Source organism: Synechococcus sp. BS55D (assembly GCF_004332415.1).
Taxonomy (GTDB): domain Bacteria; phylum Cyanobacteriota; class Cyanobacteriia; order PCC-6307; family Cyanobiaceae; genus Synechococcus_C.
Window position 1 is genome coordinate 1 of record NZ_PHQT01000001.1, and the last position, 24,826, is coordinate 24,826.

Genomic DNA, 24,826 nt, shown 5'->3' on the forward strand with positions numbered 1-24,826 from the left:
GAGGACGTCGAACCATCCCCGCTGTGGCGCGCGTCCTACAGCGATCGTCATGAGGAGAGCTTCATGAAGCTTTACGAAGCGAGCCTAGGGGGCGCAGCGGTTTTTGTGGGCCGAACCCAGAGGACGTCGTTCACAGATGAGTAGAAATGCCCACGCGTCCGGACGAGCGCCTGATTCGCAAGAATGCGATCACTAAGTTTCTGCCGCCGTGTACGTCGTTGAACTGGCCCTCCGAATGAGCCCGATGCCGGTCTCGGTGCAGCGCAAGGAGCACGGCGACGCCGAAACCCTCTATCAACAGATCCGACAAAGCCTGGAGCAGGGGCAACCGAGAATGCTCGAACTGACCTGCGAGAAAGTGGAAGGCAAGCGCATCAGCGTGCTGATCAGCGACGTCCTGGCGGTGCAGATCTACGAGAAGGCTGCTGCCACCGGTGGCAGCAAGCGTCCAGGCTTCGCCTTTGATGGCTGAGCCCGGAGGGCTGAGACTGGAGAGGGTCAGTTTCGGCTGGCCCTGCGGTAGCAAGGCTCTGGATCACTGCAATCTCAACCTGCCAGGCTCAGGCCTTTGGATGCTTGTGGGCAGCAATGGCAGCGGCAAGAGCACGCTGTTCCGACTGATTGCAGGCCTCATCCATCCCCAGCAGGGCACGCTGGTCAACCGGCTGCGCCCGGCCCTGGTTTTCCAGAATCCAGACCATCAGCTGTTACTTCCCAGCTGCGGCAGCGAACTGCGCCTCAGCCTCCCCGAGGCCCTTGCCCCTGAGCAGCGCCAGCAGCGCGTCAACCAAGTGCTCGAGCAAGTCGGGCTGGCCGGGATGGCCTCGAGGCCGATCCACACCCTCAGCGGCGGCCAGAAGCAACGGCTAGCGATCGCGGGTGCCCTGGCCAGCGAAGCCAGCCTTTTGCTGCTTGATGAGCCCACGGCCCTCCTGGATCCGGCCAGCCAGCAAACGGTGTTGGCGACTGTGCAGCAGCTGTGCCATCGCTCCACCAACCCCCTGACCGCCCTCTGGGTGACGCATCGCCTCGACGAACTGGACCACGCCGATGGCGCCGCACGGATGGAGAAAGGCCGAATCGGAGCCTGGTGCCCGGGGCCGCAACTACGCCGCAAACTTCAACCTCTTGCCGGCCGGCGGGGCTGAGAGGTAGGTTCTTCGGGTCCCATTCCTCGGTAGCTCAGCGGTAGAGCGGTCGACTGTTAATCGATTGGTCGCAGGTTCGAATCCCGCCCGGGGAGCTTCAATTCACAAAACCGCAGTTTCACGCTGCGGTTTTTTTATGGCCGCCGCCGCGGCCGATTTTCCTCTCAAACCGGAAAATCCCGTTACAAACGCCGTGCAATTTGGAAGACTTCCTGAAGAGGGAAGGGGATTGTCGCCCAGGCAACCGCGAAAAAACCTTGACCGCACTGGATATCTAGCCATTTCACACCGATAGGGAGGTTCAACGACAGGGCCTGCAACCCCCTACAAATCTTGGGAGAATCCGTACAGAGATTGTTTCAACTCCTGCTATTCCCTTCGCCTGCGTACCGATGAAGCCCTGCATCCTGCTGATCGAAGACGACAGGGACATGCGCGAGCTGGTGGGTGGCCACCTGGAGCACAGCGGCTTTGACGTGCAACGCGCCGAGGACGGCATCAAAGGCCAGGCCCTCGCCCTGCAGTACACCCCCGACCTGATCCTCCTGGATCTGATGCTGCCGAAGGTGGATGGCCTTACCCTCTGCCAAAGGCTGCGCCGAGATGAGCGCACAGCTGGCATCCCGATCCTGATGCTCACCGCCCTAGGCGGCACCAAGGACAAGGTCAGCGGTTTCAATTCCGGTGCAGACGACTACCTGACCAAGCCCTTTGACCTCGAAGAACTGCAGGTGCGAATCAAAGCGCTGCTGCGTCGAAGCGACCGGGCACCCGTGGGCACCGGATCCCATCAAGAGATTCTTAGTTACGGTCCGCTCACCTTGGTGCCGGAACGTTTCGAAGCGATTTGGTTCGACACTCCGGTGCGTCTCACCCACCTCGAATTCGAGCTTCTGCACTGCCTGCTTCAGCGCCATGGCCAAACCGTGGCCCCCTCGCTGATTCTCAAAGAAGTCTGGGGCTACGAGCCCGATGACGACATCGAGACGATCCGGGTGCACGTGCGTCACCTGCGCACGAAACTCGAACCCGATCCCCGCAAGCCCCGCTTCATCAAAACCGTCTACGGCGCTGGTTACTGCCTCGAACTACCGACTGGGGCCCAGCTCGACGACCTCGGCGACGTGCTCTCCCAGGCGCGGCAAGAGCGCGACCAACTCGATCAGTCCAAACGCGCCAGCGCCTGATCGCTTCAGGCCTCGTCCACCAAAAGATCCAACAGCGCCACCTCCCAGGCCAACCGGGGTTGCACAAAAGCGAGCAGATGCTGGCGCAGTCGCTGCAACCGCTGCAGCTCCCTTTCGCAGTGCTGCTGGCGCCAGCGATGTTGCTCCCACCAGCTCAACAGCCACAGTTGCTGCTCTCCACTCAACGACTCGCTGAGATCCCGGGCGAGGGCGAGGGCTTCCGCTGGAGTTTGAGGAGGCTGCGCCAAGCGGTTACGCAGTTCTTCAGGCAGGGCCTGCCATTGGCTCTCATGCTGAAGTAAGGCTCCAGGTGATCCTGCTGCGAGCGCCAACAGATCTGGTTCCTGCATCGCAGCGCTGCCCCGATCCGGCCTATCCCCTTCCAGCCCTTGCAAGACCGTTCGCATGTCGTCACTGCCCAGACGGATGAAACGGATCTGCTGGCAACGGGAGCGGATCGTGCTCAAGAGGCGCTCGGGAGCCGACGACAGCAGGATGAGCAGTCCATGCCCCGGTTCCTCCAGGGTTTTGAGCAGAGCATTCGCCGCCGACTCCGCCATGGCCTCCGGCTCCTCGATCACCACCAGCCCGCGACGGGCTTCCAGAGGCTGGCGGGCCAGAAAGCGACTGACCGCACGAATCTGCTCCAGGCGTAACTGGGGCGGCGTGCGCCGACTCACACCCGCCTCTTCCGCCTCGGAACGGGGAACCAAACGACCCTGGTGGGAGTAGGTCGGCTCAACCCAGAGCAGATCGGGATGATTGCGGGCTTCCAGCCGACGACGCTGGCGCTGATCGCTCCGGCCACCAGCCAGGACCCCCTCTAAAAAACGCAGAGCCGCCAGTTTCCGGCCGACCCCTTCCGGTCCACTAAAGAGATAAGCCGGAGCCACGCGATCACGGTCGAGAGCGGCCTGGAGCAGGGCCACGGCTAAGGGCTGCCCCACCAGGTCGCTGAATAGCGATGGCGACTGCTGGAGCGCGACCATCAGAGCCAAGCCCTCGCCTGATCGCGGAGGGTCGATTCCAAATCAAGGCTGACCTGAGCTGCAGGTTGGCTGGCATCGATCGTGACCCATCCCTGCGCGACCGCCTCAGCAGCAAATCCGGCGGCCACCCGTTCCAAAAAAGCGCCTCCAGCGGCCTCGATGCGATCGTCCTGACGCTCGCCACGGCGCTGCAAGCTGATCGCTACCGGCAGTGACAACCAGAGGGTGAGATCGGCGGTCAGCCCACCGGTGGCGATGGTGGCCAGCTGACGGATCAGGTCCTGATCCAACTGCCTGCCATACCCCTGATAAGCCAGGGTTGAGCCGGTGAATCGATCGCTGAGCACCCAGTCGCCCCGATCCAACGCCGGTTGGATGCACTCGGCCACATGCTGAGCCCGATCAGCGGCATAAAGAAGCAGTTCGGCCAGCGGCTGTGGCTCACACACCTCCGGCGGATGCAACAACAGTTCGCGCAGGGCTCGCCCCAAGGCTGTTCCCCCTGGCTCCCGGGTCTGCACAAGCTGGGCACTAGGGGGCATCAGTCCACTGGTGGGAAGCCAGGCGGCAAGGTGCTGCCACTGGGTCGTTTTGCCGCATCCATCGATGCCCTCGAGCACAAGCAGTCGCCCAGGGGTGCTGGTCATGGCAAACGAAGGCTTAGGGCATTCAGCACCACAGTGATCGAACTCAAGGCCATCAGCAGAGCCGCGAGGGGGGGAGAGAGCAGGATGCCGAAACCCGGCAGCAAGACCCCAGCGGCCACGGGCAACACGATCAGGTTGTAACCAAAGGCCCAGCCCAGGTTCTGACGGATTTTGGTCATGGTGCGACGCGCCAAAGCCAGTGCCTCGGGAATCGCTTCGAGCCGATCACCCAGCAGCACGAGATCAGCCGTGTCCTGAGCGATCTGAGTTCCCGTACCAATGGCAATGCCCAGATCTGCCGCAGCCAGCGCCGGGGCGTCATTGATGCCATCGCCGACCATCGCCACCGCCCCCTGGGCACGCAGCTGCTCAAGGTGCTGCAGTTTCTGCTCAGGCAGCAGCTGCCAACCGAGCTGATCGGATTGGAAGCCAAGCTGATGCCCAAGCCGTTCCACCGCTCCGCGGCGATCGCCGCTGAGCATCGCCAGCTTGAGCCCCTGATCCCGCAGGCGCCCCAGGGCGAGCAGCGCATCCTGGCGGGGCCGATCATCGATCCCAACCAAGCCCAGGGGTTCTTGATCCAGAGCCACCGCGACCACCGACTGGCCCGCCTGCATCGCCTGATCCAGAGCCCCCTGCATCCGCTCCGACCAGCCAACCCCTTCAGCCTGCAGCCATTCCGGCGCACCCACCCGCAGCACACCACTGACCCCTTCGAGTTCCCCCAAGACCCCCGCACCGGAGATGGTGCGACTGGAGTTCGCCGACAGTAAGGGCAGCTGACGACGCTGGGCCTCCTGGAGCAGGGCATGGGCGAGAGGATGACGGCTGGACTGCTCAAGGCTTGCGGCGAGCTGGAGCGTCCGGGATGGATCCTCACAGGCGAGCACCGATGCCACCAACGGGCGGCCGAGGGTGAGCGTGCCGGTCTTGTCAAACACCAGCTGCTGGAGAGAGGCCGCGAGCTCGATCACATCCCCTCCCCGAAACAGCCAGCCCTGCCGCGCGGCCAAGCCTGAGGAGACGGTGATCACCGTGGGGGTGGCGAGACCGAGGGCGCAGGGGCAAGCGACGACAAGCACGGCGATGGTGAGCTGAAGCGCCAGACCCAAGGCCGTTTCAGCGCCCGCCCCCAGGGGTGCATGGGCGCCATGACTATGCACAGCACTGGCCTCGGTCATCAAGGCCATCGGCATGGCGAGCACCTGGGGCCAGAGGCGTGTTCCCAGCTGCCACCAGAACAGAAAGGTCAGAAGAGCCAGGGCGACAACGCCGTAGCAGAACCAGCCCGCCACCCGATCCGCCAGACCCTGGATCGGGGCTTTGCGCGCCTGTGCCTGTTCCACCAGCGCAATGATCCGAGCGAGGGCCGTTTCGGCGCCAACCCGACGGACCTCCAGCACCAACGTGGCCTCCAGGTTGAGGCATCCGGAAGCGAGCTCACAACCAGGGGTCGCCTCAAGGGGCAGAGGCTCACCGGTGAGGCTGGAGACATCCACGGCCGAGTGACCCTCCAGCACGACACCATCGACAGGGATGCGATCCCCCGCGAGCAGCTGCACCCGCTCACCCGGACGCAGGGCAGCAACGGGAACCTCCCGAACGGCACCGTCCTCCATCAGCAGGCGGGCCCCTGCGGGCTGCAGAGCCGCCAGTTGCCTCAGAGCCCGTCCGGTCCGCAGGCGTGCTCTCTCCTCGAGGAAGCGTCCCAACAAGACGAATCCCAGGAGCATCACCGGCTCGTTAAAGAAACAGGGCCAGCCAACCTGAGGCCAAACCAGTGCCACGGCACTGGCGAGATAGGCACTGCCCACCCCAAGACCCACCAGCGTGTCCATGCTGGGGGCGCCGGCACGGGCAGCAGCCCAACCGCTCACAAGGATCGAGCGTCCGGGACCGAACACAGCCACCGTGGCTAGTGCGGCATGAAAAGGCAGGGCACCGAGCAGGGGCAAGGGCAACTGTCCGCCCTCGGCCAGATGCCCCAGCACTGACAGCAGCAACAAAATCAACGCCACCATCAGCTGGCGCCACTGGCGCCACCAACCCCAAGTCCGTTCAGGGTCCTGCTCCGCAGGGCCTGGAAGGGTCTGAGATCGGGAGCGCGCCGGAAAACCACGGGTCTCCAGGGCGGCCAGCACCGACTCGAGCCCCCCTTCATCCTCCCTGAGGCGCACCCAGGCACTGCGGGTCACCAGGTTGACACTGGCCTCCTCCACGGCGGGCTGGTCAAGCAGGGTGCGCTCCACAGCTCGCACACAGCCACCGCATTTCATGCCCTCCACGTCCAGGACCAGCGCAGTCGTCACAGCAGAAGGGCGGGACGGATTCACGGCGACTCTTGGCTTCGTTGCAGGCTAGGCAGGACCGATTCCGGTCAGGATGGTGACACTTTCCTGCCCGCCGTGCCCCGCAGCAACCGCAACGACAACTTCATCGACAAGAGTTTCACGGTCATGGCTGATCTGATCGTGAAGCTGTTGCCGATCAATGCTCGGGCCAAAGAGGCCTACGTGTATTACCGCGATGGGCTTTCCGCTCAAAACGATGGGGATTACGCCGAAGCTCTGGAGAACTACGAGGAGAGTCTGAAGCTTGAGGAGAACCCGATCGACCGGGGGGAAACCCTCAAGAACATGGCGATCATCTACATGAGCAACGGCGAGGAGGATCGGGCGCTGGAGACCTACCAGAAGGCTCTGGATGAAAACCCCAAACAACCCTCCTGCCTCAAGAACATGGGGTTGATCTACGAAAAACGTGGACGCATGGCGGAGGAAGAGGGCCGGCGCGATGAAGCCGATGGCTGGTTTGACCGCGCCGCGGACGTATGGACCCAGGCGGTTCGCCTCAATCCCGGTGGCTATCTCGACATCGAAAACTGGCTGAAATCGAGTGGCCGAAGCAACGTCGACGTGTATTTCTGATCCAGTTCCTCAGGCGTTCACGTTCAAGCCCGATCGTCTGCCGGATCGACACCGAGGGCCATGACGAGGGCCTCGGTGATCCGTGCTGCCTCGAGCAGCTCCAGATCAAGCGCTGAGGCCAAGCGCCCGAGGCCACTGCCCCTTGGCACAACAGCCCGGCGGAATCCAAGGCGGACCGCTTCTTGGAGGCGTAGTTCCAGCTGGCTCACGGGTCGCAATTGCCCTCCCAACCCCAGCTCGCCCAGCAGCACAGTGCCGTCCGGCAGGGTTAAATCGCGATAGCTGGCGACCACCGCTGCAGCCACCCCCAGATCCGCCGCCGGCTCTTCCACCTCGAGCCCGCCTGCCACAGCGAGATAGCAGTCGTAGCGCGAGAGAGGCAGGCCCATGTGCTTCTCAAGAACCGCCAGGATCTGATGCAGTCGATTCACGGCAATGCCCGTGGCGGTCCGCCTTGGACTCGAATAGCTGGTCGTGCTCACGAGGGCCTGCAAATCGACCACGAGCGGGCGCGTGCCTTCACAGGCCACGATCGTGGACACACCACTGGCTTGATCCCCACTCAAAAATAGAGCGCTGGGATTGCCCACCTCCGCCAGGCCCTGGCCACGCATCTCGAAGACACCAAGTTCATGGGTGGCCCCGAAGCGATTCTTCACGGCCCGCAGCAAGCGATGGCTCGCAAAACGATCCCCTTCAAAGGTGAGCACGGCGTCCACCAAGTGCTCAAGCACCTTGGGACCAGCAAGCACCCCTTCCTTGGTGACGTGACCCACCAGCAACAGCGCAGTGTTCTGGCGTTTGGCAAGCCGTTGCAGGGCAGCGGCGCACTCCCGCACCTGGGCCACCGACCCAGGGGCGCTGGACAGGTCAGCGTCATGGAGGGCCTGGATGCTGTCAATGATCGCCACCTCCGGCCGCAGAGCCTCCAGCTCCTCCAGCACCAGTTCCAGGTCCGTCTCCGCGAGCAGCTGAAGCTCAGCACTCTTGTCCCGACTTTCTCCCTCCTGGCTTGATGCCTCCTGAAGGCGCTGCCAGCGCAACCTCACTTGAGCCGCAGACTCCTCGGCACTGACATAAAGCACCGAGCGCTGAGCCGCCATCCAGGCCGCGCTCTGAAGCAGCAGGGTGCTTTTGCCAATGCCGGGATCTCCACCCACCAGCACCAACGATCCCGGCACAAGCCCCCCGCCAAGCACGCGGTCCAGCTCCCCATAACCGCTAGCGAGGCGCTGAAGCGGTTGATCGCCCAGCTCTGCAATCGCTTTAGAGCGGCGGGCCGACGGAACGGTGGACGGATCGGCACCGGCCCGACGACGTCGACCATCCTCCCGGGGGGACGCCTGCTCGACCAACGAATTCCAGCTGCCGCAGCTGTTGCAACGGCCAAAGAACTGACGAGTCTGGGCGCCACAGCTCTGGCAAACGAAGAGGGAAACCGGCCTAGGCACGTCGAATGATGAAGAAACTTGGCGCTGAGTGAATGATGGGCACCCTCATCCACTTATGTGTGACGAAATCTTGTAAAGGCTGATGGCCTTATGACTGCCACCGGTTCTGGGAAGGAAACCATCCTCGTAGTCGATGACGAGGCAAGCATCCGGCGGATCCTCGAGACCCGCCTCTCAATGATCGGCTACAACGTCGTAACGGCCTGCGATGGCAACGAGGCACTGGAGTGCTTCCGCAATTGCGAGCCAGATCTGGTGGTACTCGACGTGATGATGCCGAAGCTGGATGGCTATGGCGTCTGCCAGGAGCTGCGCAAGGAATCCGACGTTCCGATCGTGATGCTCACGGCCCTGGGAGATGTGGCCGACCGGATCACAGGCCTTGAGCTCGGTGCTGACGACTACGTGGTCAAGCCGTTCAGCCCCAAGGAACTGGAGGCTCGGATCCGCTGCGTTCTGCGCCGGGTTGACAAGGACCAGGTGGCCGGCATCCCCAACTCCGGCGTCATTCAGGTGGCTGATCTGCGCATCGACACCAACAAGCGACAGGTGTTTCGCGCTGATGAGCGGATCCGCCTCACGGGGATGGAATTCAGCCTTCTGGAGCTCCTGGTGAGTCGCTCCGGCGAACCCTTCAGCCGAGGAGAAATTCTCAAGGACGTGTGGGGCTACACCCCTGAGCGACATGTCGATACTCGGGTGGTGGATGTTCATATCTCCCGGCTTCGCTCCAAACTGGAAGACGATCCGGCAAATCCCGAGCTGATCCTTACGGCCCGGGGAACCGGCTATCTGTTCCAGCGCATCGTCGATTCCGTTGCCTCCGAAGGACCCTGACTCCGCCGCGACCCCGTCGCCCCGGACCAAACCACGCCGTTCTCGTGCCGTTCGTCGGCTCGTGATCTGGTATCGACGCAACGCAGCGGTGACCAGTCTCGTGGACACCGCTACCACCTCGGCCAGCGCCGCCGGTACCGCCGCGGGCAATGTGGCTGGATCCGTTGGATCCATGGCCGGCAGCATGCTGCAGCCTTTGGTCTTCGATCCTCTGCGCCGGCTGCAAGGTGGTGGTGAGGGTTCCGATCACACGATTGACGACCGCGATCGGCTCTGGGTGGCCGTTGACGGCATGGGTGGTGACCACGCTCCAGGCCCGATCCTCGAAGGATGCCTCGAGGCGATCGAGCGGCTGCCCCTCCGCATTCGTTTCGTCGGAGAAACCGATCGGGTGCTGCAAGCTGCTGCAGCCATGGAGCTCAGCAGCGCCCTGGAGAGGGCCATCGCGGCAGGCACGCTCGAACTGGTGCCCAGCGGAGCCTCCATCGGCATGGATGACGAGGCCACGGCCGTGCGTCGTAAACGCGACGCCAGCATCAACGTGGCCATGGATCTGGTGAAAAAAGGTGAGGCCCTAGCCGTGTACTCGGCAGGAAATTCAGGCGCGGTGATGGCCTCCGCGATCTTCAGACTGGGTCGCCTCTCCGGCATCGACCGACCCGCGATCGGAGCCCTGTTCCCCACCAAGGATCCCGGCCAGCCGGTGCTGGTGCTGGATGTGGGGGCGAACATGGATTGCAAGCCTGCCTATCTGCATCAATTCGCCCTCTTGGGCAACATTTACAGCCGCGATGTACTGCAAGTGAGCAGCCCTCGCATTGGACTTCTGAACATCGGCGAAGAGGAGTGCAAGGGAAACGAGCTCTCCCTGCGCACCCATGAACTGCTGAGCAAGGAAACCCGCCTCAACTTCGCCGGCAACTGCGAAGGCCGCGATGTGCTGTCCGGAGACTTTGATGTGGTGGTCTGCGATGGCTTTACGGGCAACGTGCTGCTCAAGTTCCTGGAATCGGTCGGCAGCGTGCTTTTGGATGTCTTGCGAGCCGAGCTGCCGCGAGGACGCCGGGGCAAGGTGGGGTCAGCCTTCCTGCGCAGCAACCTCAGGCGCATCAAGAAACGACTCGACCATGCCGAGCACGGGGGCGCCCTGCTCCTTGGGGTCAATGGCATCTGTGTCATCGGTCATGGCAGCAGCCGTGCCCTCTCAGTGCTCAGCGCCCTACGCCTCGCGCACTCGGCGGCCAGTCACGGCGTCATGGACGATCTGAACGCACTGGGCGAGAGTCAGGCCATGGTCGAGGCCTGAAACACCTGGACTGTGGTTGACTGACGCCGAATCTGCGGCCGACCGTCTTGACTGGATCACCTCCACTCTCCGGTGCAACCGGTGGCGTGGCCCTGGTGGCCAGCGGCAGTGCCCGTGGCACCCAACAGATCAGCAACTCCCAGCTGGGCCAACGGGTTGACACCAGCGACGAATGGATTCGCACCCGCACTGGGATTGGCAACCGCTGCATTTGCGGCCCCGATCAGAGCCTTGCTGACCTGAGCCATCAGGCCGGCACGCAGGCCCTCTCGATGGCGGGATGGGACGCCGACAGCCTCGACCTGGTGCTGCTGGCCACATCCACCCCCGATGACCTGTTCGGCACAGCACCGAAGGTGCAGGCCCTGCTCGGAGCCCGCAACGCTGTTGCCTTCGATCTCACAGCTGCCTGCAGCGGCTTTCTGTTCGCCTTGGTCACGGCTGCACAATTTCTGCGCACAGGTGCCATGCGCAGGGTCCTGGTCATCGGCGCTGACCAGCTCAGCCGCTGGGTCGACTGGGACGACCGGCGCACCTGCGTTTTATTTGGAGACGGGGCCGGTGCGGTCGCGCTTGAGGCCACGAGCGCCGACCGGGATGGACTGGTGGGTTTCGCGCTTCGCAGCGATGGTGCCAGGGGAAATTGCCTGAATCTCGCCCAGCACAACGAGCGTCAGACGCTGGTGGACAGCGCGTCGCACCAGGTCGGTGGGTATCAGCCGATCAGCATGAACGGCCAGGAGGTCTACAAATTCGCGGTCCGCGAAGTGCCAGCCATCCTCAAGCAGCTCCTCGAGGCGACTGACACCGCTCCAGAGTCCCTCGACTGGCTGCTCCTTCACCAGGCCAACCAGCGGATCCTCGATGCCGTTGCCGATCGTTTCAACCTTCCCCACGCGAAGGTGCTCAGCAACCTGGCCCACTACGGCAACACCTCCGCCGCCACGATCCCACTGATGCTGGATGAGGCCGTCCGTGACGGCCGAATACAGCCTGGCCACCGCATTGCAAGCAGCGGATTCGGAGCCGGTCTCAGCTGGGGGGCTGCGCTGTTCCACTGGCAAGGCCCCTCGTAGGCTCGCCGCACTGCTGCTCGCGAGTGATGTCGATCGCCTGGGTGTTTCCTGGTCAAGGGTCTCAGAAACTAGGCATGGCCGATCCGGTGCTCGCTCTTCCCGGAGCGGAGGAACGTTTCGCGCTGGCCGAAAAGATCCTGGGCAGGAATCTGCTGGCCATCTGCCAGGGGGACACAGACATTGCCGGTGATCCAAGCGACCTGAATGACACTCGCAACACCCAGCCAGCTCTCTTTGTCGTGGAGACGCTGCTCATCGATGAGCTGCGGCGGCAGGGTCGGGAACCGGCGCTGGTGGCCGGCCATAGCCTCGGAGAACTGGTAGCGCTCTATGCCGCAGACGTCTTTGATGCCGCGACCGGCCTGGAGCTGATGCAACGCCGCTCCACCCTGATGGCCGCAGCAGGTGGTGGCGCAATGACGGCCGTGATCGGCTTCGATCGCAGTCAGCTGGACGAACTGGTGGCAGCCCATGAGGCCGTGGTCATTGCCAATGACAACAGCGCTGCCCAGGTCGTGATCTCAGGGACGCCCGATGCTGTGAAAAGCGTCAGCGAACATCTCACCTGCAAACGGGCGATTCCGCTGCCGGTTTCAGGAGCCTTCCACTCCCCGTTCATGGCCGAGGCCGCCGAAGCCTTCGCCACCCATCTCGATGCCATCGCTTTTGAGGATGCGCGCTTCCCGGTCTTGAGCAACACCGACCCAAGCCCCAGTTGTGATGCAGCCGTCCTGAAGCAGCGCCTCCGGAACCAGATGACCCATGGGGTTCGTTGGCGAGAAACGATGGACGCGATGGTGTCAGCCGGCGTTGACACCATCGTGGAGATCGGACCAGGCAATGTTCTGGGTGGTCTGGCGAAGCGCTCCATGGAGGGCATCAGCATCAGCCAGCTGGCCAGCGCCGCTGACCTTGGACTCTGAGCGCAGATCCAGCACCAGGATTCAAAACCTTGACCTCCTCTCTCACCCCTTCTGACGCTGGCGCCCTCCCGGTGCTGCTGAGCCCCAAGCCCAGCCTCACCTACAGATTGGTGAGCAATCTTCTGGTGTTTCCCGTCTTCCGGGGCTTGTTCCGCGGACGCACGGAGGGGAACCATCACGTTCCGATGCAGGGTCCCGTTGTGGTGGTCGCCAACCATGGCTCCCATCTCGACCCCCCTCTGCTCGGGCACGCGCTTGGACGCCCCGTGGCCTTCATGGCCAAGGCGGAGCTCTTTGCGATTCCGCTGCTGGGAACCATCATTCGAGCCTGTGGCGCCTACCCCGTCAAACGAGGTGCCAGTGACCGCGAAGCGATCCGCACTGCCACGGCTCGCCTCGACGAGGGATGGGCCACAGGCGTGTTCCTCGATGGCACACGCCAGCGAGACGGCCGAGTCAACCAGCCGATGCCAGGGGCGGCCTTGCTGGCGGCCCGCAGCGGCGCCCCCTTGCTACCCGTCGCCATCATCAACAGTCACAGGGCCCTGGGCCCTGGACAGAACCGCTTCAGGCCGGTCCCGATCGTGCTGCGCATCGGAGCTCCGATCCCCGCACCGGCCAGCCGGCGCAAACCGGATCTGGAGGCCACCACCCTCGAGCTGCAGCGCCGGATCAACGCACTCCTTGATCAGGGTTGCTGAGCAGCCGCCCGAGATGATCACGGGCCCAGGGCTTGAGGTCTTGTCCCGTGAGCACCCAGGCCAGGGCTCTGAGACCATCCCCAAACGTTTTGCTGAAGCCCTCCTGCTGACAGTGGGGAGAGCAGGCCACCGGCACTCCCGTGAGACGAATGCCCCGGCTACCCGCCACCAGGGCACCCACGGCCATGGCCCGAGGCAAATGGTCCTCACTTGTGACCAAAAGGAGATGCTGCACCCCCTCTCGCTTCAACTCATCCACCAGCGACGTGAAATTGCCGAGAGTGTCTTCCGCCCGATAGTCGAGGCGTACACGCCCCTCCGAGAGTCCCTCCCGGTGCATGAGCCAATGGGCATACTCCGGATTACTACCGCCGCTCACGAGCAGGGGCAGCTGCAACCTCCTGGCGAGCTGCAAGCCCGCCCTCTCACGATCGACATCTCCTCCCAGCACAAGGATTCGCTGGGGGGGAGTGCGGGTGAACCAGGCCTGCCGGAAAGGCCGCAGTGGCCAGGCGGCGGCGGCACCCATCAGTGCCGCGAGCAGAAGCGTGACCCCACGACGACCGTTCACCGTCAGACCACCCCCACCGGTGACGTGGGATAAACAGGCAGGACCGTGCTCCAGGCAGCGGGACGTTGCAGACCATGGGCGTGGTGGCAGAGATCGAGCAGATGCCCCACGTCCGCTTCCACCTGCTCCTCCATCACGAGGGCCGGAGTTGGTTGCAGCTCATCAGCCAAGAGTGCTGGAGGCTCCAGCTCCTCAGCCCCGAGTTGACCTGGGTTGAGGCGATAGCAACCAGCGACCCGGCCGCGGCGGGGCAGGGTCTGCACGATCCAGAACGGAGAGGTCGGGTCCAGAGAAGGCGCAGCGGCGGCGAGCCGGGGTGCCATCAAGGCAAAACTGCTGACACCGTCAAGGGCGCAATCCAGCTGCTGGGCCAGGGTGCGGGCCATCACCACGGTGAGTCGCGTGCCAGTGAAGCCACCAGGGCCTGTGGCCACAGCCAACCTGGCAATGTCACCCCACTGATCGCTTGGCAAAAGATGCTGCACAGCCTCGATCAGCTCATTGGTCAGGCCCCGTCCACAGGGGAGAACCAACTGCTGCCTGGAGTGTTGGGGATCCTCGAGATCTAGAACCGCCACACCCAGGGCAGGGGTAGAGCTGTGCAGTGCCAGGAGCCAGCGGGTCATGAGGGGAGCTTCGCACCCGGCCTCAGGCGCTGCCAACGGCCTGGATCCGCATCAAAACTGTCGCAGGCGCGCACATCCCACTCCACACCGACCTCACCACCCTCGAGTTCCAAAACACTCACATGAATGCGAGGGGCATCCGGCTTCCAATCTGGAGCAGCAGTCAGATGTGGAACACCATGCTGGCGTTCCACCGCGTGATAGGCCTGACAGCGATCCACCCAGCGGCAATCCACACAGATGCACATGGCTCACGACGCCGCTGAGGCCTCCATTCTGGAGCTAGAGCCCGAGCAGCAGGCCCGTGAGGTTTGGCGCCGACTCACCCCAGAACGCTGGCCTGTATCCCCAAAGGATCTCCCTGCGGGTTCAGCCCTTGTCGGGGGCTCGATCCGAGATGCCCTGATCGGACGCCAACGTCGAGCGCCGGATCTTGATCTGGTGGTCCCGGAGGGGGCCCTCAAGCTGACGCAACGACTGGCTCGCGACTATGGAGGGGCCTGTGTCGTGCTGGATGAAGCGCGGGACATGGCCCGCCTGGTGCTGGGCGGCTGGACCCTCGATCTGGCCCGTCGAGATGGCGATGACCTGGAAACGGACCTCGGGCGCCGCGATTTCCGCCTGAATGCCATCGCACTGGTGTTGGGGGATGCACCGATGCTTCTCGATCCCACCGACGGCATCGCCGACCTTCGCTGCTCGCGGCTTCAGGCCGTGCAGGAGCAAAACCTGATCGCCGACCCCCTGCGCCTTCTTCGGGCCCTGCGCCTGATTGCAGAGCTGCCCCTGACGATCGAAGCGGAAACACGCGTGATGCTGCATCGGCATCGACATCGGTTGCCCCTCGCAGCTCCTGAACGCATCCAGGCCGAGCTCACGCGTCTCGTGGAAAGCCCGGGTGCTGCTCTGGCCCTGCAGGAGCTGAAGGCCCTGGACCTGCTGGCCCCCTGGCAGGAACTCCCTGCACCGGGGTTCGGAGGTGTTCTTGCGGGAGCCGATCCGGAGACCACAGCGAGCTGCCTAACCACCCAGGAACGAGACCAGGCCCTACCCCTTCTACGGCTGACGACCTGCCTGAGCGACCAAGGCCTGCAAGCTCTGCGCTTCAGCCGTCGCCAGCAGCAACGCTGCGCAAGGCTGCGCCAGTGGCTGAACCGCGATGACGGGAAAGCCTTCGGTTCACTGCCAGAAGCGGAGCGCCTGACACTGCATCGCACGCTCGAGGACGACCTCCCTGCCTTGATCCTGACGCTTCCGCTCCCTGAGCGAGAGGAATGGCTGCAACGCTGGCGGAACGACGACGATCCGCTCTTTCACCCCCGCCCCCCCGTGGATGGACGCACCCTTCAAGAGAGCCTCTCCATCCCCCAGGGACCCAGGCTGGGGGAGCTGCTGCAGCACCTCAGCCAGGAGAGGGCCTTCGGACGGCTCCATCACCGTGAGGAGGCTCTGGAGGCAGCACGGCTCTGGCTCTCTGGGCGCTGTGGTTGACTGGCCCTGCAACGATGAGCCCGATCGGACTGACCGGATCTTCAGCTTTTTCCCTCCCTTCATGAGCGTTCGCCTTTACGTCGGCAACCTGCCGCAGGACTTTGACACCAAGGAGCTGGAATCCCAGCTCACCAGCGTGGGGGAGGGGATTCGCTTCAAGGCGGTGCTTGACCGTGAAACTGGCGCCTGCCGTGGCTTCGGCTTTGCCAATGTCAACGATGACAAGGTCGCCGATGCACTGATCGAACAGTTCAACGGCAAGGAATTCGGCGGCAACGCCCTGCGGGTGGAGCGCTCAGAGCGCCGTGATAACAACGCTGGCGCAGCCGGTGGTCGTCGTGGTGGCCGCGACCAGGGTCATGCCCCCGGTTCGGCCCGCAAAGCGGTGAACAAGGTGGTCCACAGCGATGCCAAGGCCGAGGAAGCTCCGGATCCCCGCTGGGCGGGTGAACTGTCCAAGTTGAAGGACCTGCTCGCCAATCAAAAAACGGCCGTCTGAGGCGATTGACATCTTGCCCTGAGGTCCAAATCAATGGACTCTCAGGGCCACAACTCACAGCAACCAGCCGATCAAGGCAGCAAGGCAGCGATAGCGATCACGCCAATAAAGATGCCTAGAAACATGAATCCCATCTTCGTCATATTGGATTCATGGTCATCGATGCCATCGGCGACAGCATCATCAAGATCCGAGCGGAACTGATCGAATGCTTGCTGCTTTTCTGATTCTGAGACGTTTTTAGTCATCGCACTTCCTTAGTGGTGGTATCAGGCGCGGTGGAAGAACCAATACGAGGCCCCAGCCAATACAAACAGAAGAATAATCGGAACAGCAATCGCCATCATGCCGTTATGACTCTTAAGGACACGGCCTTCATGGGCGACCACAGCGTCGCGAATGCTTTCCCTCATTTCCTCGCGCAGCCGGGCAAGGTCAGAATCCAGCGTTGAGTCGTCGAATAGTTTTTTCAAACGCTCGTAAGAGCCCTTCCCAAGCACAAGGCTTTTTTCTGGCTTGACGTAAAGGATTTCAAGCAATTCTTCCTTCGGAATTCTGATCAGCTGCACAGAAGTAGCAGCACGGGCATTCGACGTCCGCGTTCGACCGTCAATGACCTCCACTTCACCAAACACGTGGCCTGGACCATGGGTCTCATCGACACCTTCTCCTGTCTCTGGGTAGAGCGTCGTCAGCTCAACACGTCCTGACTTGACCACATAAACAGAATCGCCAGGCTCATCCTGTCTGTAAACGTAGTCACCTTCCTGAGCACTAAGCCGATCCACAACTCTGAATCAACAGATTGGAGCGATCGTATCGCGGCTTCGTTTAATCTGCTGCAACAATGACTGCGTCCTGACAGCACTCAGTATGCCCAGCCCGTCAGGACCGAAGAGTCGCATCAAACCCATCGCCCTTGCGGCACTTGTTGCGGGACTGGGAGTTCTCGGCTGGACCGCACTGAAGCCCAAGCCAGCACCCGAGGTGCAGCGCCCGCTCAAGCGTGAGGTCACGGCCCTTGGACGGCTCATGCCAGACGGTGGGCTCGTGCCCCTCTCCCCTCCATCGGGAACCGCCGGTGGCAACGAAGTGGTTGAACGATGGTTTGTCGGGGAGGGGGATCCAATCCTCAAGGGGCAGACCCTGGCGCGCCTGAGCAGCTACGACGAACTGGCTGCCGCCGTGACCCGTGCCCAATCAAAACTCAGTGCCACCAGCGCCCTGCTCCCCTTCCTGGAGATCAGCCAGACCCGGGGAAAAGAACTCTTTGCTGGGGGCGCCATCTCCGAGGAGGAGCTAGCCAAGACCACCGCCAGCATTCTCGAGAAACGTGCTGACATTCAGGCCGCTAGCGCCGACCTTTCGCAAGCCCGTAGTCAACTCAGAAGCGCCGAGATCACCTCACCCCTCGACGGTCGACTGATCAGGATCTACAGCTGGCCGGGGATGAAATCCACCGACGAAGGCCTTGCTTTGATCGGTCGCACAGAAACGATGCAGGTCTGGGCTCAGGTCTTTCAGACCGACATCAACCGTCTGCGCATCGGCCAAGGAGCCACGATCCAGGCAGAGACCGGCGGCTTCCAAGGCAACCTGCGCGCCAAGCTCAGCGCCATCATCGGCAAGGTCTCCGACCGTGACCTCTTCGCGATCGCGTCCAACAACGATGTCAATGCTCGCGTGGTGTTGGTGAAACTCGACCTTGAACCTGCGCGGCAAACGGAACTGGAACGACTCAGCGGACTGAATGTCACCGTCCGCTTTGATCCATGAGTCGCTGGAATCGCCTCTGGGGTCGACTCAGCCTCAACGACCTGCCCCTGGCCTGGTTGCAGCTCAAGCGTCAGCCGGTTCGCTACTTGGTGGCGGTCACCGGAATTGGCTTCGCAGCGCTGCTGATGTACATGCAGCTGGGTTTTCAATCAGGTCTGCTGACCAGCGCCACCACCTTCTACGAGGCCCTAGAAACTGATCTTGTGCTGATTAGCCCCGCAACAGTAGACAGCGGCAACTTCCAGCAATTTCCCCAGTCACTGCTCTATCAAGCACTGGGAGTCAAAGGAATCGAGAAAACGATCCCTCTTTATGTAGCCAATATCAGCGCCCAGAAACTTGGCGGCGTGAAGCCCACCAGCTTGCGCGTGATCGGTTACGACCCAGACGAGCGTGTGCTCAATGTACCGGCCATCAATGCCCAGAGCGATTTGCTCAAGACACCCAATTTCGTTTTGTTTGACACGTTGGGGAATCCAGCCAAGACAGGCCCCGTGCCGCAAACCTTTGACAAGGATGGTCCACTGGATCTGATCCTCTCCGATTTCACAAAATCCTTCCGGATCATGGGCCTGTTTCGACTTGGCTCCACCTTTGCCGCTGACAGCAACTTGATCAGCAGTGATGCGACTGCAATCCAGTTGGCATTTCGACAGATCAACCTCGGCGAGATCTCACTCGGCTTAATACGACTGGATGGCACGGTTGACTCTCTTCGCGTGCAGCAAGACCTTCAGAGAATGTATGGCGCACAGGTCCAGGTGCTGACCAAACCTCAGCTCATTCAGCAGGAGCGGGATTACTGGAACAACGTGTCTTCTTTTGGGGTCATTTTTGGCTTTGGCACAATCATGGGTCTTTTGGTTGGCGGCGTGGTGGTTTACCAGGTTCTCTACACCGATGTGAGCGATCACCTCCATGAATATGCAACCTTGAAAGCGATGGGTTTTTCCAACAGTTTCATCCTCGTGATCGTCATTCAAGAAGCACTATTGCTTGGGGTTTCCGCATTCATCCCCGCCACCCTCATCAGTGCAGGTATGTACGCATTCCTGACAGCCGTCTCTGGGATCCGGATTGATATGACGACTGACAAAACTGTGCTGGTAGGCACGCTCACACTCTCGGTCTGCGCCGCCGCTTCGGCGATTGCCATCCGGAGACTGCGCGATGCTGACCCAGCCTCAGTCTTCTGAGCGGCCCTCGATGACTCGCTCCCCATCCACCGATGTGATTGTGGCCCGCTCGCTTTGCCACAGCTATGGCAGCGGTGAGCTGCGCACCCAAATCCTCCACGGACTGGATTTCCAAGTCCGCTCTGGTGAAGTCACCTTGCTTGTTGGCCCATCTGGAAGCGGCAAAAGCACCCTGCTGACCTTGATCGGAGCCCTTCGCTCGGTGGAGGAGGGATCGCTGGAGGTGCTCGGTCGCCAGCTGCACGGCGCCAGTGAACGGGAGCTCATGCAAGTACGCCGCCGCATCGGGTTCATCTTCCAGAGCCACAATCTGGTGGCGTCTCTCACCGTTCTGCAGAACGTGCAGTTGCTCCTGCAGCTGGCAGAGCCAGACCCAGCGCGCCGCCTTCAACGCGCTGAGGCCCTGCTGGATGCAGTGGGCCTCAGCGAACGCCTCCACCATTACCCGGACGAACTCTCAGGTGGCCAGCGTCAACGCGTCGCGATTGCCCGGGCGCTCGCTCCTGAACCGGACCTCGTGCTGGCAGACGAACCGACCGCCTCCCTCGACAGCCGATCTGGACAGGACGTGGTGGAGCTTCTCGGAGACCTCTGCCGACGCCGAGGTAGCGCTGTGCTGCTGGTCACCCATGACCTGCGCCTGCTCAAGGATGCTGATCGGATCTGGGGCATCGAGGATGGGCGCATCCAGCCCTGGGAAGAGGCGGAAGCCAACCAGAAACTCACCCATTGATTGCGATGCAAGCTGCCCCTCTCCCCGCCGCCAGCTTCCCTGAGGCCTGGGTCCACACATGGACCTGGAATTCGCAGAACATCAGTTTTGCATCACCGAGTTTGCACACCGGCAAGGACGTGGTTCTGCTGATCCACGGTTTCGGAGCCTGCAAAGAACACTGGCGCTTCAACTTGGGTGTGCTGAACGAACGCTTCGAGGCGATCGCGATTGATCTGATCGGATTCGGAATGAGCGCGAAACCGAACTCCCGACTGGCGGACGAGCCAGCTAGCGAAGGCTCTCTCCTCTACTGCATTGACACCTGGGCCAGCCAGATCTGTGACTTCATCGCCGCCACGATCGACGCCCCTGTGCACCTGGTTGGGAATTCGATCGGGGGGGTGGTGGCCTTGGCCGCAGCCAGGCGCCTGGAACAAAACGGACATCCAGCCCGCAGTGTGGTGCTGATCGACTGTGCGCAGCGAGCGATCGACGACAAGCGGGTGGCCGAACAGCCCCTCACCCGACGCTTCGGACGCCCCCTGCTGAAAACACTGGTGAAGCAACGCTGGCTGACCACAGCCTTGTTTCGCTCCCTGGCCCGCCCTGGTGTCATCAAGGCCGTTCTGCGACAGGCTTATCCCAGCGGCGCCAACGTCGACGACTCGTTGGTGCAGCGCCTGCAGGCCGGAGCAGACGCCTCAGGGGCCACAGAATCGTTTCGGGGATTCATCAATCTCTTCAACGATCGATTAGCACCGGAGCTTCTGGCGGAGCTCAGCACTCCAGTGCGATTGATCTGGGGACAGGCGGATCCCTGGGAGCCGGTCGCTGAGGCACGCCGTTGGAGCCAGATGGACTGCGTTCAAGAGCTGGTAGAGCTGGAGTCGCTTGGACACTGCCCCCATGACGAAGCTCCAGAGCAGGTCAATCCTTTACTTCTGAAGATGCTGACGGCAGCGGCTGATGACTCGGCACCTGCAGTTAATGGTGGTGGCAGCGCGTCATGAAGAAGCAATCGCTGATCGTTCTTTGTTTGGTGGTTGCAGTGGATGCCGCCAGCTTTGGCTTGCTGCTTCCGGTGGTGCCCTTTTTCGTGCATCAGCTGACCGGGACCTTCAATCCCGTGGCGGTCACCAGCGTGACGGCCACCTATTCCGGCCTGCAATTTCTTGGTGCGCCTCTGATCGGTCGCCTCTCAGACCGTTACGGCCGTCGGCAGGTGCTCACGATCACTGTGGCAGTCAGTGCCCTGGCCCTGCTCGGTTCAGCCCTCGCCAAGTCGCTGGTTGTTCTGCTGCTGTTCCAGGCCCTGAACGGGGCCTCCTCTGGCGTGTTTGCGATTGCCCAGGCCGTCGTAGCTGACTCCGTGGATGATCCTGATCAACGCACGATTCACTTTGGTGCAATCGGCGCGGCTCTGGGTCTGGGATTCATCTTCGGCCCTGGGATCGGCGGGGCTCTCGGGTCCATCGATCCCCGCCTCCCCTTCGCCGTCGCTGCGGCGTTCTGCATGCTCAATGTGCTGCTCATCCGGCTGAGACTTCCCGACTCAAGGCCCTCCCAGTCGAGTGCGGCAGCGGTGCCAGCCAAGGCCGAAGGTTCTTTGCTGTGGAACCCCGGGCAAGGAGAGCTGCGACGCCTGCTTTCCGTGTATTTCCTCTTCTATCTGGGCTTCAGTGCTTTCACAGGCATTTTCGTTCTTGCCGCCAAGGATCGCTTCGATTGGGGCCCCCAACCGGCCTCCTGGATCCTGATGTATGTCGGCGTGGTGGCCGCCGTGGTGCAGGGCGGCCTGCTGCCACGTCTGCTGAAAAAATTTCGCGCCGATCGCCTCTCCCTCGCAGGTCTCACCATGGTTGCTGCCGCGATGTTGGCGGTCTCCGCCATCGAACGGGGCGGTGAGCTCTACCTGACCCAGCTGCTGTTCGCCTCCGGGGTTGGGCTCAGCACCCCAGGGCTGCGTTCAGCGATGTCACAGTGCGTTCCCGACGATCAGCAGGGTGTGCTTGGAGGGTTGACCCAGTCCGTGGTGAGCCTGACATCCTTGCTAGGACCGCTGCTTGCAGGCCAAACCTATGCACTGACCGGTTACGCCCTGAGCTTCCAGATTCAGGCCATCCTGGTGTTCGCTGCAGTAGCCCTTCTCGGCCTCAGCCCGCTACGCCGGCAGCCGATTCAGGCGGTGAACACCCCATCGGCGTAACCGATGAGTTCGAGCTGATGACCATCAGGATCACTGATGAAGAGGGCCCGGCAGCGGGGGCCGTAGTCGAAACCGGTCACCACTTCGCCAAGGTTGCGCAAATAGCTCTCCACTTCAGCAAGCGCTCCATAGCTCACTCGAAAAGCCACATGGCGCATGGCAATTGAATTGTGGTCTGGAACGCCTGAGGGATCAGCACTGTCAGCAGGGAAAAGATTCAGATAGTTGCCAGGAGAGACCCGAAGCAGAAACGGTGGTCCCTGCTGGAGGCCTTCCATGCGGGCCTCAGCAAAGCCGAGAACGCGCTGATACCAGGCCATGGAAAGCTCTGGATCACGCACGGTAAGAGCCACGTGATCGAGGGCCTCAATCGGGAGAGACGGTCGCTGCAGGTCAGCCATCACAACACTGAACAAACGTTGATGGGAAGTCTCACACCAACAGGCCCTCGCTGCGTTTGCTTCGAAGGATCTTGCGCAGGCTGAGGGTGGAAACGTCACTACCAAGCAACAGATCAGCCCGTCCGTCGAGATCGGGAACTAGGGGCGTAAGGGTTTCAACCATGCGCTGATCTTCAGCCATGAAACGATCAACACGGCCCCGGGCATTGGAATCGGCCAGGGGTGTGCGCAGGAACGAACGGTAATGACGCCAAAGATTGAGCGTTACCCCTGGCGAGACGGGAACGTGGGCTGTCATCAGTGAAATGCGGAAATCACCGAACACCACACGCACCAATGAAACGTTGGCCAGCCAGAGCTGGATGTGCTGCACACCGGCATCGGAAGCCTGATCGGCCTCACCGTCCTGGCCAAGGTTGAACCATGCCCGAAGGCCACGGCCCTGATCAGCCCGGTAATGACGATCGCGCGGGGCGAGCACACGTTCATAGACGGAGTCATCACGAGCCCACTGCTCTTCTGGCATCAACTGATCGGGAGCCATCGCCCCGAAACTGCCGCTATGGACAAAAGGCGCATGGGTGAGATCCATGAACGCCTCCAGCACCCGCAGCCAGTTGGCCTGCCAATGAACGGAGCCCTCGAGGATCCGCCAGCCGGAATCATCGTTTGACGGGAGGGGGCCTACATCCGGCAACGACGGCAAAGCATCCAGCTCCCTAGGGGCTTCAGGGTTGCGGTCCCACCAGACCCAGACCAGTCCGCAGGACTCGCGGCAGGGCAGCGTGCGGACGCGTGCACGATGGGGAATCGTTCCATCCGCTGCATTGGCCGGAATCGCAACACAAGCCCCATCAGCGCCAAAACACCATCCGTGATATCCGCAAGCGAGTCCCTTTGGAGTGACCTTCCCCGCGCTCAGGGATGCGCCCTTATGAGGACAACGGTCATGCGCGGCAACAACGGAGCCGTCATCCAGTCGCCAGAGAGCCAACCGCACACCATGAAGCTGAACCGCATGAGGCGTATCCGAGCTCACCGCTGATGTCAGAGCTACGGCGTACCAACTGTTCAACAACTGCATGATTTCAGATGGCGTAGGGATGTTCAGGAGCCAAGGTGGGTTTTCCAGTGGTCCCCGGAGGAGGAGCTACGGAACCAGCCACGCTCATCGAGAACATGGAGAAGAGTAAGCGCGTCTTGAGAGTCAAGTTGCAACCCCCATTCCTCAGCAAGAAAACAGCAAAGCTGATCGTCACTCAGACCACGACGCAAACCCAACTTCAGCAATCGCCGCAATGATGGTGGCTCGAGAGCCACCATCAGCGACATTGTGAGGGGTTTCTGAGGTAAGGACTGGGGATCAAAACCAAGCATCAACCCATCAGGTCATCAATCAGGGACTGAGTCAAGGATCTGACCTGTTCCGTCCAGGGATGGTTAGGAAAGCTGAGCACTGCCAAGCCAGAACTGGCCAGCGTGAGCAGATCTTCACTAAGCGGTAACAAAGCAGCCAGAGGCACTCCATAGGTCGATGAAACCTTCTCTCGCGTAGAGGCAGGATCAAAATGATCGGGGAACTTATTCATGACGAGACGTATGTCCGCAGCGTCCAGACGCTGAGCCACTTCAATTGCAACAGCAGTACCCAAATAATCCTGCGTATCGGGACGCATGACCATCAGCAAGGAATCAGCAATCGCAGTCGAAAGAAGCGTTTCTTCATTGATACCCGGATGGGTATCAACAATCACACAATCCAGCTTCAATTCATCAGCCAGTGAAAACATCGCATCATTAAGCTTCTCGACTTCATACCCTTCACGAAGCAAGCGTGCAATGCGATCACTTTGCATCGATCCGGGCAGAAGATAGATCGCGCCTTTGGCATGACGAACAGGATCAGGCGTCACTTCATGGGAACAACGACGAATCGGTGCATCCGCCTGAAGGAAATCATTGAGGACGAGATCGTCTGCTGCAGCCTCATAGCCAAACAGAACATGGACCCCGGGAGAGGCAAGATCAGTGTCGAACACTGCAACCCGCTTACCAGCTAAACCAAGACAAGTCGCCAGATTCGCCGAGAGATTGGACTTGCCAGTACCACCTCGGAATGAATGGACAGCAATGATGTGACTCATAACAAGCTC

The 24,826-nt window shown here is 61.8% G+C and carries 28 protein-coding genes and 1 tRNA gene; 17 read left to right on the forward strand and 12 right to left on the reverse strand.

Going from position 1 to position 24,826, the window contains the following annotated elements; genetic code table 11:
* Positions 1 to 208 precede the first annotated feature (208 nt).
* From CWE16_RS00005 to CWE16_RS00020, 4 genes are all read left to right on the forward strand, one after another.
* Entirely contained in the window at positions 209 to 472 is a 264-nt protein-coding gene (locus CWE16_RS00005; protein ID WP_131454871.1) for a hypothetical protein, read from the forward strand.
* The gene (locus tag CWE16_RS00010; protein WP_131591981.1) at positions 465 to 1,148 is read left to right on the forward strand and encodes an ABC transporter ATP-binding protein; all 684 of its coding nucleotides are present in this window, start codon (positions 465 to 467) and stop codon (positions 1,146 to 1,148) included. Before CWE16_RS00005 ends, CWE16_RS00010 begins: the two co-directional genes overlap by 8 nt.
* Before the next feature lie 23 nt (positions 1,149 to 1,171).
* Positions 1,172 to 1,243 (forward strand) — tRNA-Asn (locus tag CWE16_RS00015).
* A gap of 297 nt (positions 1,244 to 1,540) precedes the next feature.
* Complete coding sequence (locus tag CWE16_RS00020; protein ID WP_131454873.1) at positions 1,541 to 2,335, forward strand: response regulator transcription factor; 795 nt, start codon at positions 1,541 to 1,543, stop codon at positions 2,333 to 2,335.
* A gap of 5 nt (positions 2,336 to 2,340) precedes the next feature.
* Here CWE16_RS00020 and CWE16_RS00025 read toward each other — a convergent pair whose 3' ends face one another.
* Genes CWE16_RS00025 through CWE16_RS00035 form a run of 3 tightly spaced genes read right to left on the reverse strand, consistent with a single transcriptional unit; the run spans position 2,341 to position 6,304 of the window.
* Complete coding sequence (locus CWE16_RS00025; protein ID WP_131592914.1) at positions 2,341 to 3,324, reverse strand: DNA polymerase III subunit delta'; 984 nt, start codon at positions 3,322 to 3,324, stop codon at positions 2,341 to 2,343.
* On the reverse strand, positions 3,324 to 3,971 hold the full coding sequence (gene tmk / locus CWE16_RS00030) for a dTMP kinase (protein ID WP_131591983.1): 648 nt from the start codon (positions 3,969 to 3,971) through the stop codon (positions 3,324 to 3,326). The genes CWE16_RS00025 and tmk overlap by 1 nt, the downstream gene beginning before the upstream one ends.
* The gene (locus CWE16_RS00035) at positions 3,968 to 6,304 is read right to left on the reverse strand and encodes a heavy metal translocating P-type ATPase (RefSeq protein ID WP_269088325.1); all 2,337 of its coding nucleotides are present in this window, start codon (positions 6,302 to 6,304) and stop codon (positions 3,968 to 3,970) included. The genes tmk and CWE16_RS00035 overlap by 4 nt, the downstream gene beginning before the upstream one ends.
* Before the next feature lie 72 nt (positions 6,305 to 6,376).
* Here CWE16_RS00035 and CWE16_RS00040 point away from each other — a divergent pair, with 72 nt between their 5' ends.
* Positions 6,377 to 6,898, forward strand: a complete 522-nt coding sequence (locus CWE16_RS00040; protein ID WP_131454875.1) for a photosystem I assembly protein Ycf3 — start codon at positions 6,377 to 6,379, stop codon at positions 6,896 to 6,898.
* A gap of 23 nt (positions 6,899 to 6,921) precedes the next feature.
* Here the strand turns inward: CWE16_RS00040 and radA are convergent, their stop codons facing one another.
* A complete protein-coding gene (radA, locus tag CWE16_RS00045; protein ID WP_131591985.1) occupies positions 6,922 to 8,349 on the reverse strand; it encodes a DNA repair protein RadA in 1,428 nt (475 codons plus the stop codon).
* 90 nt (positions 8,350 to 8,439) lie between these two features.
* Here radA and rpaB point away from each other — a divergent pair, with 90 nt between their 5' ends.
* Genes rpaB through CWE16_RS00070 form a run of 5 tightly spaced genes read left to right on the forward strand, consistent with a single transcriptional unit; the run spans position 8,440 to position 13,192 of the window.
* Positions 8,440 to 9,186, forward strand: a complete 747-nt coding sequence (gene rpaB, locus CWE16_RS00050) for a response regulator transcription factor RpaB (RefSeq protein ID WP_131591987.1) — start codon at positions 8,440 to 8,442, stop codon at positions 9,184 to 9,186.
* Complete coding sequence (gene plsX / locus CWE16_RS00055; protein ID WP_131591989.1) at positions 9,167 to 10,492, forward strand: phosphate acyltransferase PlsX; 1,326 nt, start codon at positions 9,167 to 9,169, stop codon at positions 10,490 to 10,492. The genes rpaB and plsX overlap by 20 nt, the downstream gene beginning before the upstream one ends.
* A 47-nt stretch (positions 10,493 to 10,539) precedes the next feature.
* Positions 10,540 to 11,568 (forward strand): beta-ketoacyl-ACP synthase III, encoded by a 1,029-nt coding sequence (locus CWE16_RS00060; RefSeq protein WP_131591991.1) that lies wholly within the window; start codon positions 10,540 to 10,542, stop codon positions 11,566 to 11,568.
* A 26-nt stretch (positions 11,569 to 11,594) separates the two neighbouring features.
* Positions 11,595 to 12,491 (forward strand): ACP S-malonyltransferase, encoded by an 897-nt coding sequence (gene fabD, locus CWE16_RS00065; protein ID WP_131591993.1) that lies wholly within the window; start codon positions 11,595 to 11,597, stop codon positions 12,489 to 12,491.
* A gap of 29 nt (positions 12,492 to 12,520) precedes the next feature.
* The gene (locus tag CWE16_RS00070) at positions 12,521 to 13,192 is read left to right on the forward strand and encodes a lysophospholipid acyltransferase family protein (RefSeq protein ID WP_131591995.1); all 672 of its coding nucleotides are present in this window, start codon (positions 12,521 to 12,523) and stop codon (positions 13,190 to 13,192) included.
* Here the strand turns inward: CWE16_RS00070 and CWE16_RS00075 are convergent.
* Genes CWE16_RS00075 through CWE16_RS00085 form a run of 3 tightly spaced genes read right to left on the reverse strand, consistent with a single transcriptional unit; the run spans position 13,164 to position 14,637 of the window.
* Positions 13,164 to 13,721, reverse strand: coding sequence for a YdcF family protein (locus CWE16_RS00075; protein WP_131592918.1), 558 nt, complete (start codon positions 13,719 to 13,721; stop codon positions 13,164 to 13,166). The two genes, CWE16_RS00070 and CWE16_RS00075, sit on opposite strands and share 29 nt — an antisense overlap.
* Positions 13,722 to 13,765: 44 nt before the next feature.
* Entirely contained in the window at positions 13,766 to 14,389 is a 624-nt protein-coding gene (gene tsaB, locus CWE16_RS00080; RefSeq protein WP_131591997.1) for a tRNA (adenosine(37)-N6)-threonylcarbamoyltransferase complex dimerization subunit type 1 TsaB, read from the reverse strand.
* Positions 14,386 to 14,637 (reverse strand): Ycf34 family protein, encoded by a 252-nt coding sequence (locus CWE16_RS00085; RefSeq protein WP_131591999.1) that lies wholly within the window; start codon positions 14,635 to 14,637, stop codon positions 14,386 to 14,388. The genes tsaB and CWE16_RS00085 overlap by 4 nt, the downstream gene beginning before the upstream one ends.
* Here CWE16_RS00085 and CWE16_RS00090 point away from each other — a divergent pair.
* Together CWE16_RS00090 and CWE16_RS00095 are read left to right on the forward strand one after the other, a co-directional pair.
* The gene (locus tag CWE16_RS00090; protein ID WP_131592000.1) at positions 14,636 to 15,880 is read left to right on the forward strand and encodes a CCA tRNA nucleotidyltransferase; all 1,245 of its coding nucleotides are present in this window, start codon (positions 14,636 to 14,638) and stop codon (positions 15,878 to 15,880) included. The two genes, CWE16_RS00085 and CWE16_RS00090, sit on opposite strands and share 2 nt — an antisense overlap.
* 61 nt (positions 15,881 to 15,941) lie before the next feature.
* Positions 15,942 to 16,379 carry an RNA recognition motif domain-containing protein gene (locus CWE16_RS00095; RefSeq protein WP_131592002.1) on the forward strand — a complete coding sequence of 146 codons (438 nt, stop codon included), beginning with the start codon at positions 15,942 to 15,944 and terminating at the stop codon, positions 16,377 to 16,379.
* Between the two features lie 71 nt (positions 16,380 to 16,450).
* Here CWE16_RS00095 and CWE16_RS12065 read toward each other — a convergent pair whose 3' ends face one another.
* Complete coding sequence (locus CWE16_RS12065; RefSeq protein ID WP_164498737.1) at positions 16,451 to 16,627, reverse strand: hypothetical protein; 177 nt, start codon at positions 16,625 to 16,627, stop codon at positions 16,451 to 16,453.
* A gap of 21 nt (positions 16,628 to 16,648) precedes the next feature.
* Positions 16,649 to 17,167, reverse strand: coding sequence for a cyclic nucleotide-binding domain-containing protein (locus tag CWE16_RS00100; RefSeq protein WP_131454886.1), 519 nt, complete (start codon positions 17,165 to 17,167; stop codon positions 16,649 to 16,651).
* Positions 17,168 to 17,252: 85 nt separating this feature from the next.
* Between CWE16_RS00100 and CWE16_RS00105 the strand changes: the two genes are divergently transcribed.
* The 5 genes from CWE16_RS00105 to CWE16_RS00125 are packed head-to-tail and all read left to right on the forward strand — an operon-like array spanning position 17,253 to position 22,272.
* A complete protein-coding gene (locus tag CWE16_RS00105) occupies positions 17,253 to 18,155 on the forward strand; it encodes an HlyD family efflux transporter periplasmic adaptor subunit (RefSeq protein ID WP_131592004.1) in 903 nt (300 codons plus the stop codon).
* 56 nt (positions 18,156 to 18,211) lie between these two features.
* Positions 18,212 to 19,351, forward strand: a complete 1,140-nt coding sequence (gene devC / locus CWE16_RS00110) for an ABC transporter permease DevC (protein ID WP_236629480.1) — start codon at positions 18,212 to 18,214, stop codon at positions 19,349 to 19,351.
* A 10-nt stretch (positions 19,352 to 19,361) separates the two neighbouring features.
* Positions 19,362 to 20,084 carry an ATP-binding cassette domain-containing protein gene (locus CWE16_RS00115; protein ID WP_131454889.1) on the forward strand — a complete coding sequence of 241 codons (723 nt, stop codon included), beginning with the start codon at positions 19,362 to 19,364 and terminating at the stop codon, positions 20,082 to 20,084.
* Positions 20,085 to 20,089: 5 nt separating this feature from the next.
* Positions 20,090 to 21,076 (forward strand): alpha/beta fold hydrolase, encoded by a 987-nt coding sequence (locus CWE16_RS00120; protein WP_131592008.1) that lies wholly within the window; start codon positions 20,090 to 20,092, stop codon positions 21,074 to 21,076.
* Positions 21,073 to 22,272 carry an MFS transporter gene (locus CWE16_RS00125; RefSeq protein ID WP_131592010.1) on the forward strand — a complete coding sequence of 400 codons (1,200 nt, stop codon included), beginning with the start codon at positions 21,073 to 21,075 and terminating at the stop codon, positions 22,270 to 22,272. Before CWE16_RS00120 ends, CWE16_RS00125 begins: the two co-directional genes overlap by 4 nt.
* On the opposite strand, the gene CWE16_RS00130 is transcribed toward CWE16_RS00125, so the two are convergent.
* The 3 genes from CWE16_RS00130 to CWE16_RS00140 all read right to left on the reverse strand — a co-directional run bounded on the left by CWE16_RS00130 (position 22,245) and on the right by CWE16_RS00140 (position 24,817).
* Complete coding sequence (locus tag CWE16_RS00130) at positions 22,245 to 22,673, reverse strand: VOC family protein (protein ID WP_131592012.1); 429 nt, start codon at positions 22,671 to 22,673, stop codon at positions 22,245 to 22,247. The genes CWE16_RS00125 and CWE16_RS00130 overlap by 28 nt on opposite strands.
* 31 nt (positions 22,674 to 22,704) lie before the next feature.
* Positions 22,705 to 23,757, reverse strand: a complete 1,053-nt coding sequence (locus tag CWE16_RS00135) for an aromatic ring-hydroxylating oxygenase subunit alpha (protein WP_131592014.1) — start codon at positions 23,755 to 23,757, stop codon at positions 22,705 to 22,707.
* Between the two features lie 292 nt (positions 23,758 to 24,049).
* A complete protein-coding gene (locus CWE16_RS00140; protein ID WP_131592016.1) occupies positions 24,050 to 24,817 on the reverse strand; it encodes a MinD/ParA family ATP-binding protein in 768 nt (255 codons plus the stop codon).
* Positions 24,818 to 24,826 lie beyond the last annotated feature (9 nt).

What these genes read in the sequence shown, in the direction of transcription:
- CWE16_RS00025 (WP_131592914.1), bottom strand. Translation starts at nt 3,324, where the DNA reads ATGGTCGCGCTCCAGCAGTCGCCATCGCTATTCAGCGACCTGGTGGGG.
- CWE16_RS00085 (WP_131591999.1), bottom strand. Translation starts at nt 14,637, where the DNA reads ATGTGCATCTGTGTGGATTGCCGCTGGGTGGATCGCTGTCAGGCCTAT.
- CWE16_RS00115 (WP_131454889.1), top strand. Translation starts at nt 19,362, where the DNA reads ATGACTCGCTCCCCATCCACCGATGTGATTGTGGCCCGCTCGCTTTGC.
- CWE16_RS00020 (WP_131454873.1), top strand. Translation starts at nt 1,541, where the DNA reads ATGAAGCCCTGCATCCTGCTGATCGAAGACGACAGGGACATGCGCGAG.
- CWE16_RS00105 (WP_131592004.1), top strand. Translation starts at nt 17,253, where the DNA reads ATGCCCAGCCCGTCAGGACCGAAGAGTCGCATCAAACCCATCGCCCTT.
- CWE16_RS00010 (WP_131591981.1), top strand. Translation starts at nt 465, where the DNA reads ATGGCTGAGCCCGGAGGGCTGAGACTGGAGAGGGTCAGTTTCGGCTGG.
- CWE16_RS00125 (WP_131592010.1), top strand. Translation starts at nt 21,073, where the DNA reads ATGAAGAAGCAATCGCTGATCGTTCTTTGTTTGGTGGTTGCAGTGGAT.
- CWE16_RS00075 (WP_131592918.1), bottom strand. Translation starts at nt 13,721, where the DNA reads ATGGGTGCCGCCGCCGCCTGGCCACTGCGGCCTTTCCGGCAGGCCTGG.
- tmk (WP_131591983.1), bottom strand. Translation starts at nt 3,971, where the DNA reads ATGACCAGCACCCCTGGGCGACTGCTTGTGCTCGAGGGCATCGATGGA.
- tsaB (WP_131591997.1), bottom strand. Translation starts at nt 14,389, where the DNA reads ATGACCCGCTGGCTCCTGGCACTGCACAGCTCTACCCCTGCCCTGGGT.
- rpaB (WP_131591987.1), top strand. Translation starts at nt 8,440, where the DNA reads ATGACTGCCACCGGTTCTGGGAAGGAAACCATCCTCGTAGTCGATGAC.
- CWE16_RS00095 (WP_131592002.1), top strand. Translation starts at nt 15,942, where the DNA reads ATGAGCGTTCGCCTTTACGTCGGCAACCTGCCGCAGGACTTTGACACC.
- CWE16_RS00120 (WP_131592008.1), top strand. Translation starts at nt 20,090, where the DNA reads ATGCAAGCTGCCCCTCTCCCCGCCGCCAGCTTCCCTGAGGCCTGGGTC.
- CWE16_RS00130 (WP_131592012.1), bottom strand. Translation starts at nt 22,673, where the DNA reads ATGGCTGACCTGCAGCGACCGTCTCTCCCGATTGAGGCCCTCGATCAC.
- fabD (WP_131591993.1), top strand. Translation starts at nt 11,595, where the DNA reads ATGTCGATCGCCTGGGTGTTTCCTGGTCAAGGGTCTCAGAAACTAGGC.
- CWE16_RS00090 (WP_131592000.1), top strand. Translation starts at nt 14,636, where the DNA reads ATGGCTCACGACGCCGCTGAGGCCTCCATTCTGGAGCTAGAGCCCGAG.
- CWE16_RS00140 (WP_131592016.1), bottom strand. Translation starts at nt 24,817, where the DNA reads ATGAGTCACATCATTGCTGTCCATTCATTCCGAGGTGGTACTGGCAAG.
- CWE16_RS00135 (WP_131592014.1), bottom strand. Translation starts at nt 23,757, where the DNA reads ATGCAGTTGTTGAACAGTTGGTACGCCGTAGCTCTGACATCAGCGGTG.
- CWE16_RS12065 (WP_164498737.1), bottom strand. Translation starts at nt 16,627, where the DNA reads ATGACTAAAAACGTCTCAGAATCAGAAAAGCAGCAAGCATTCGATCAG.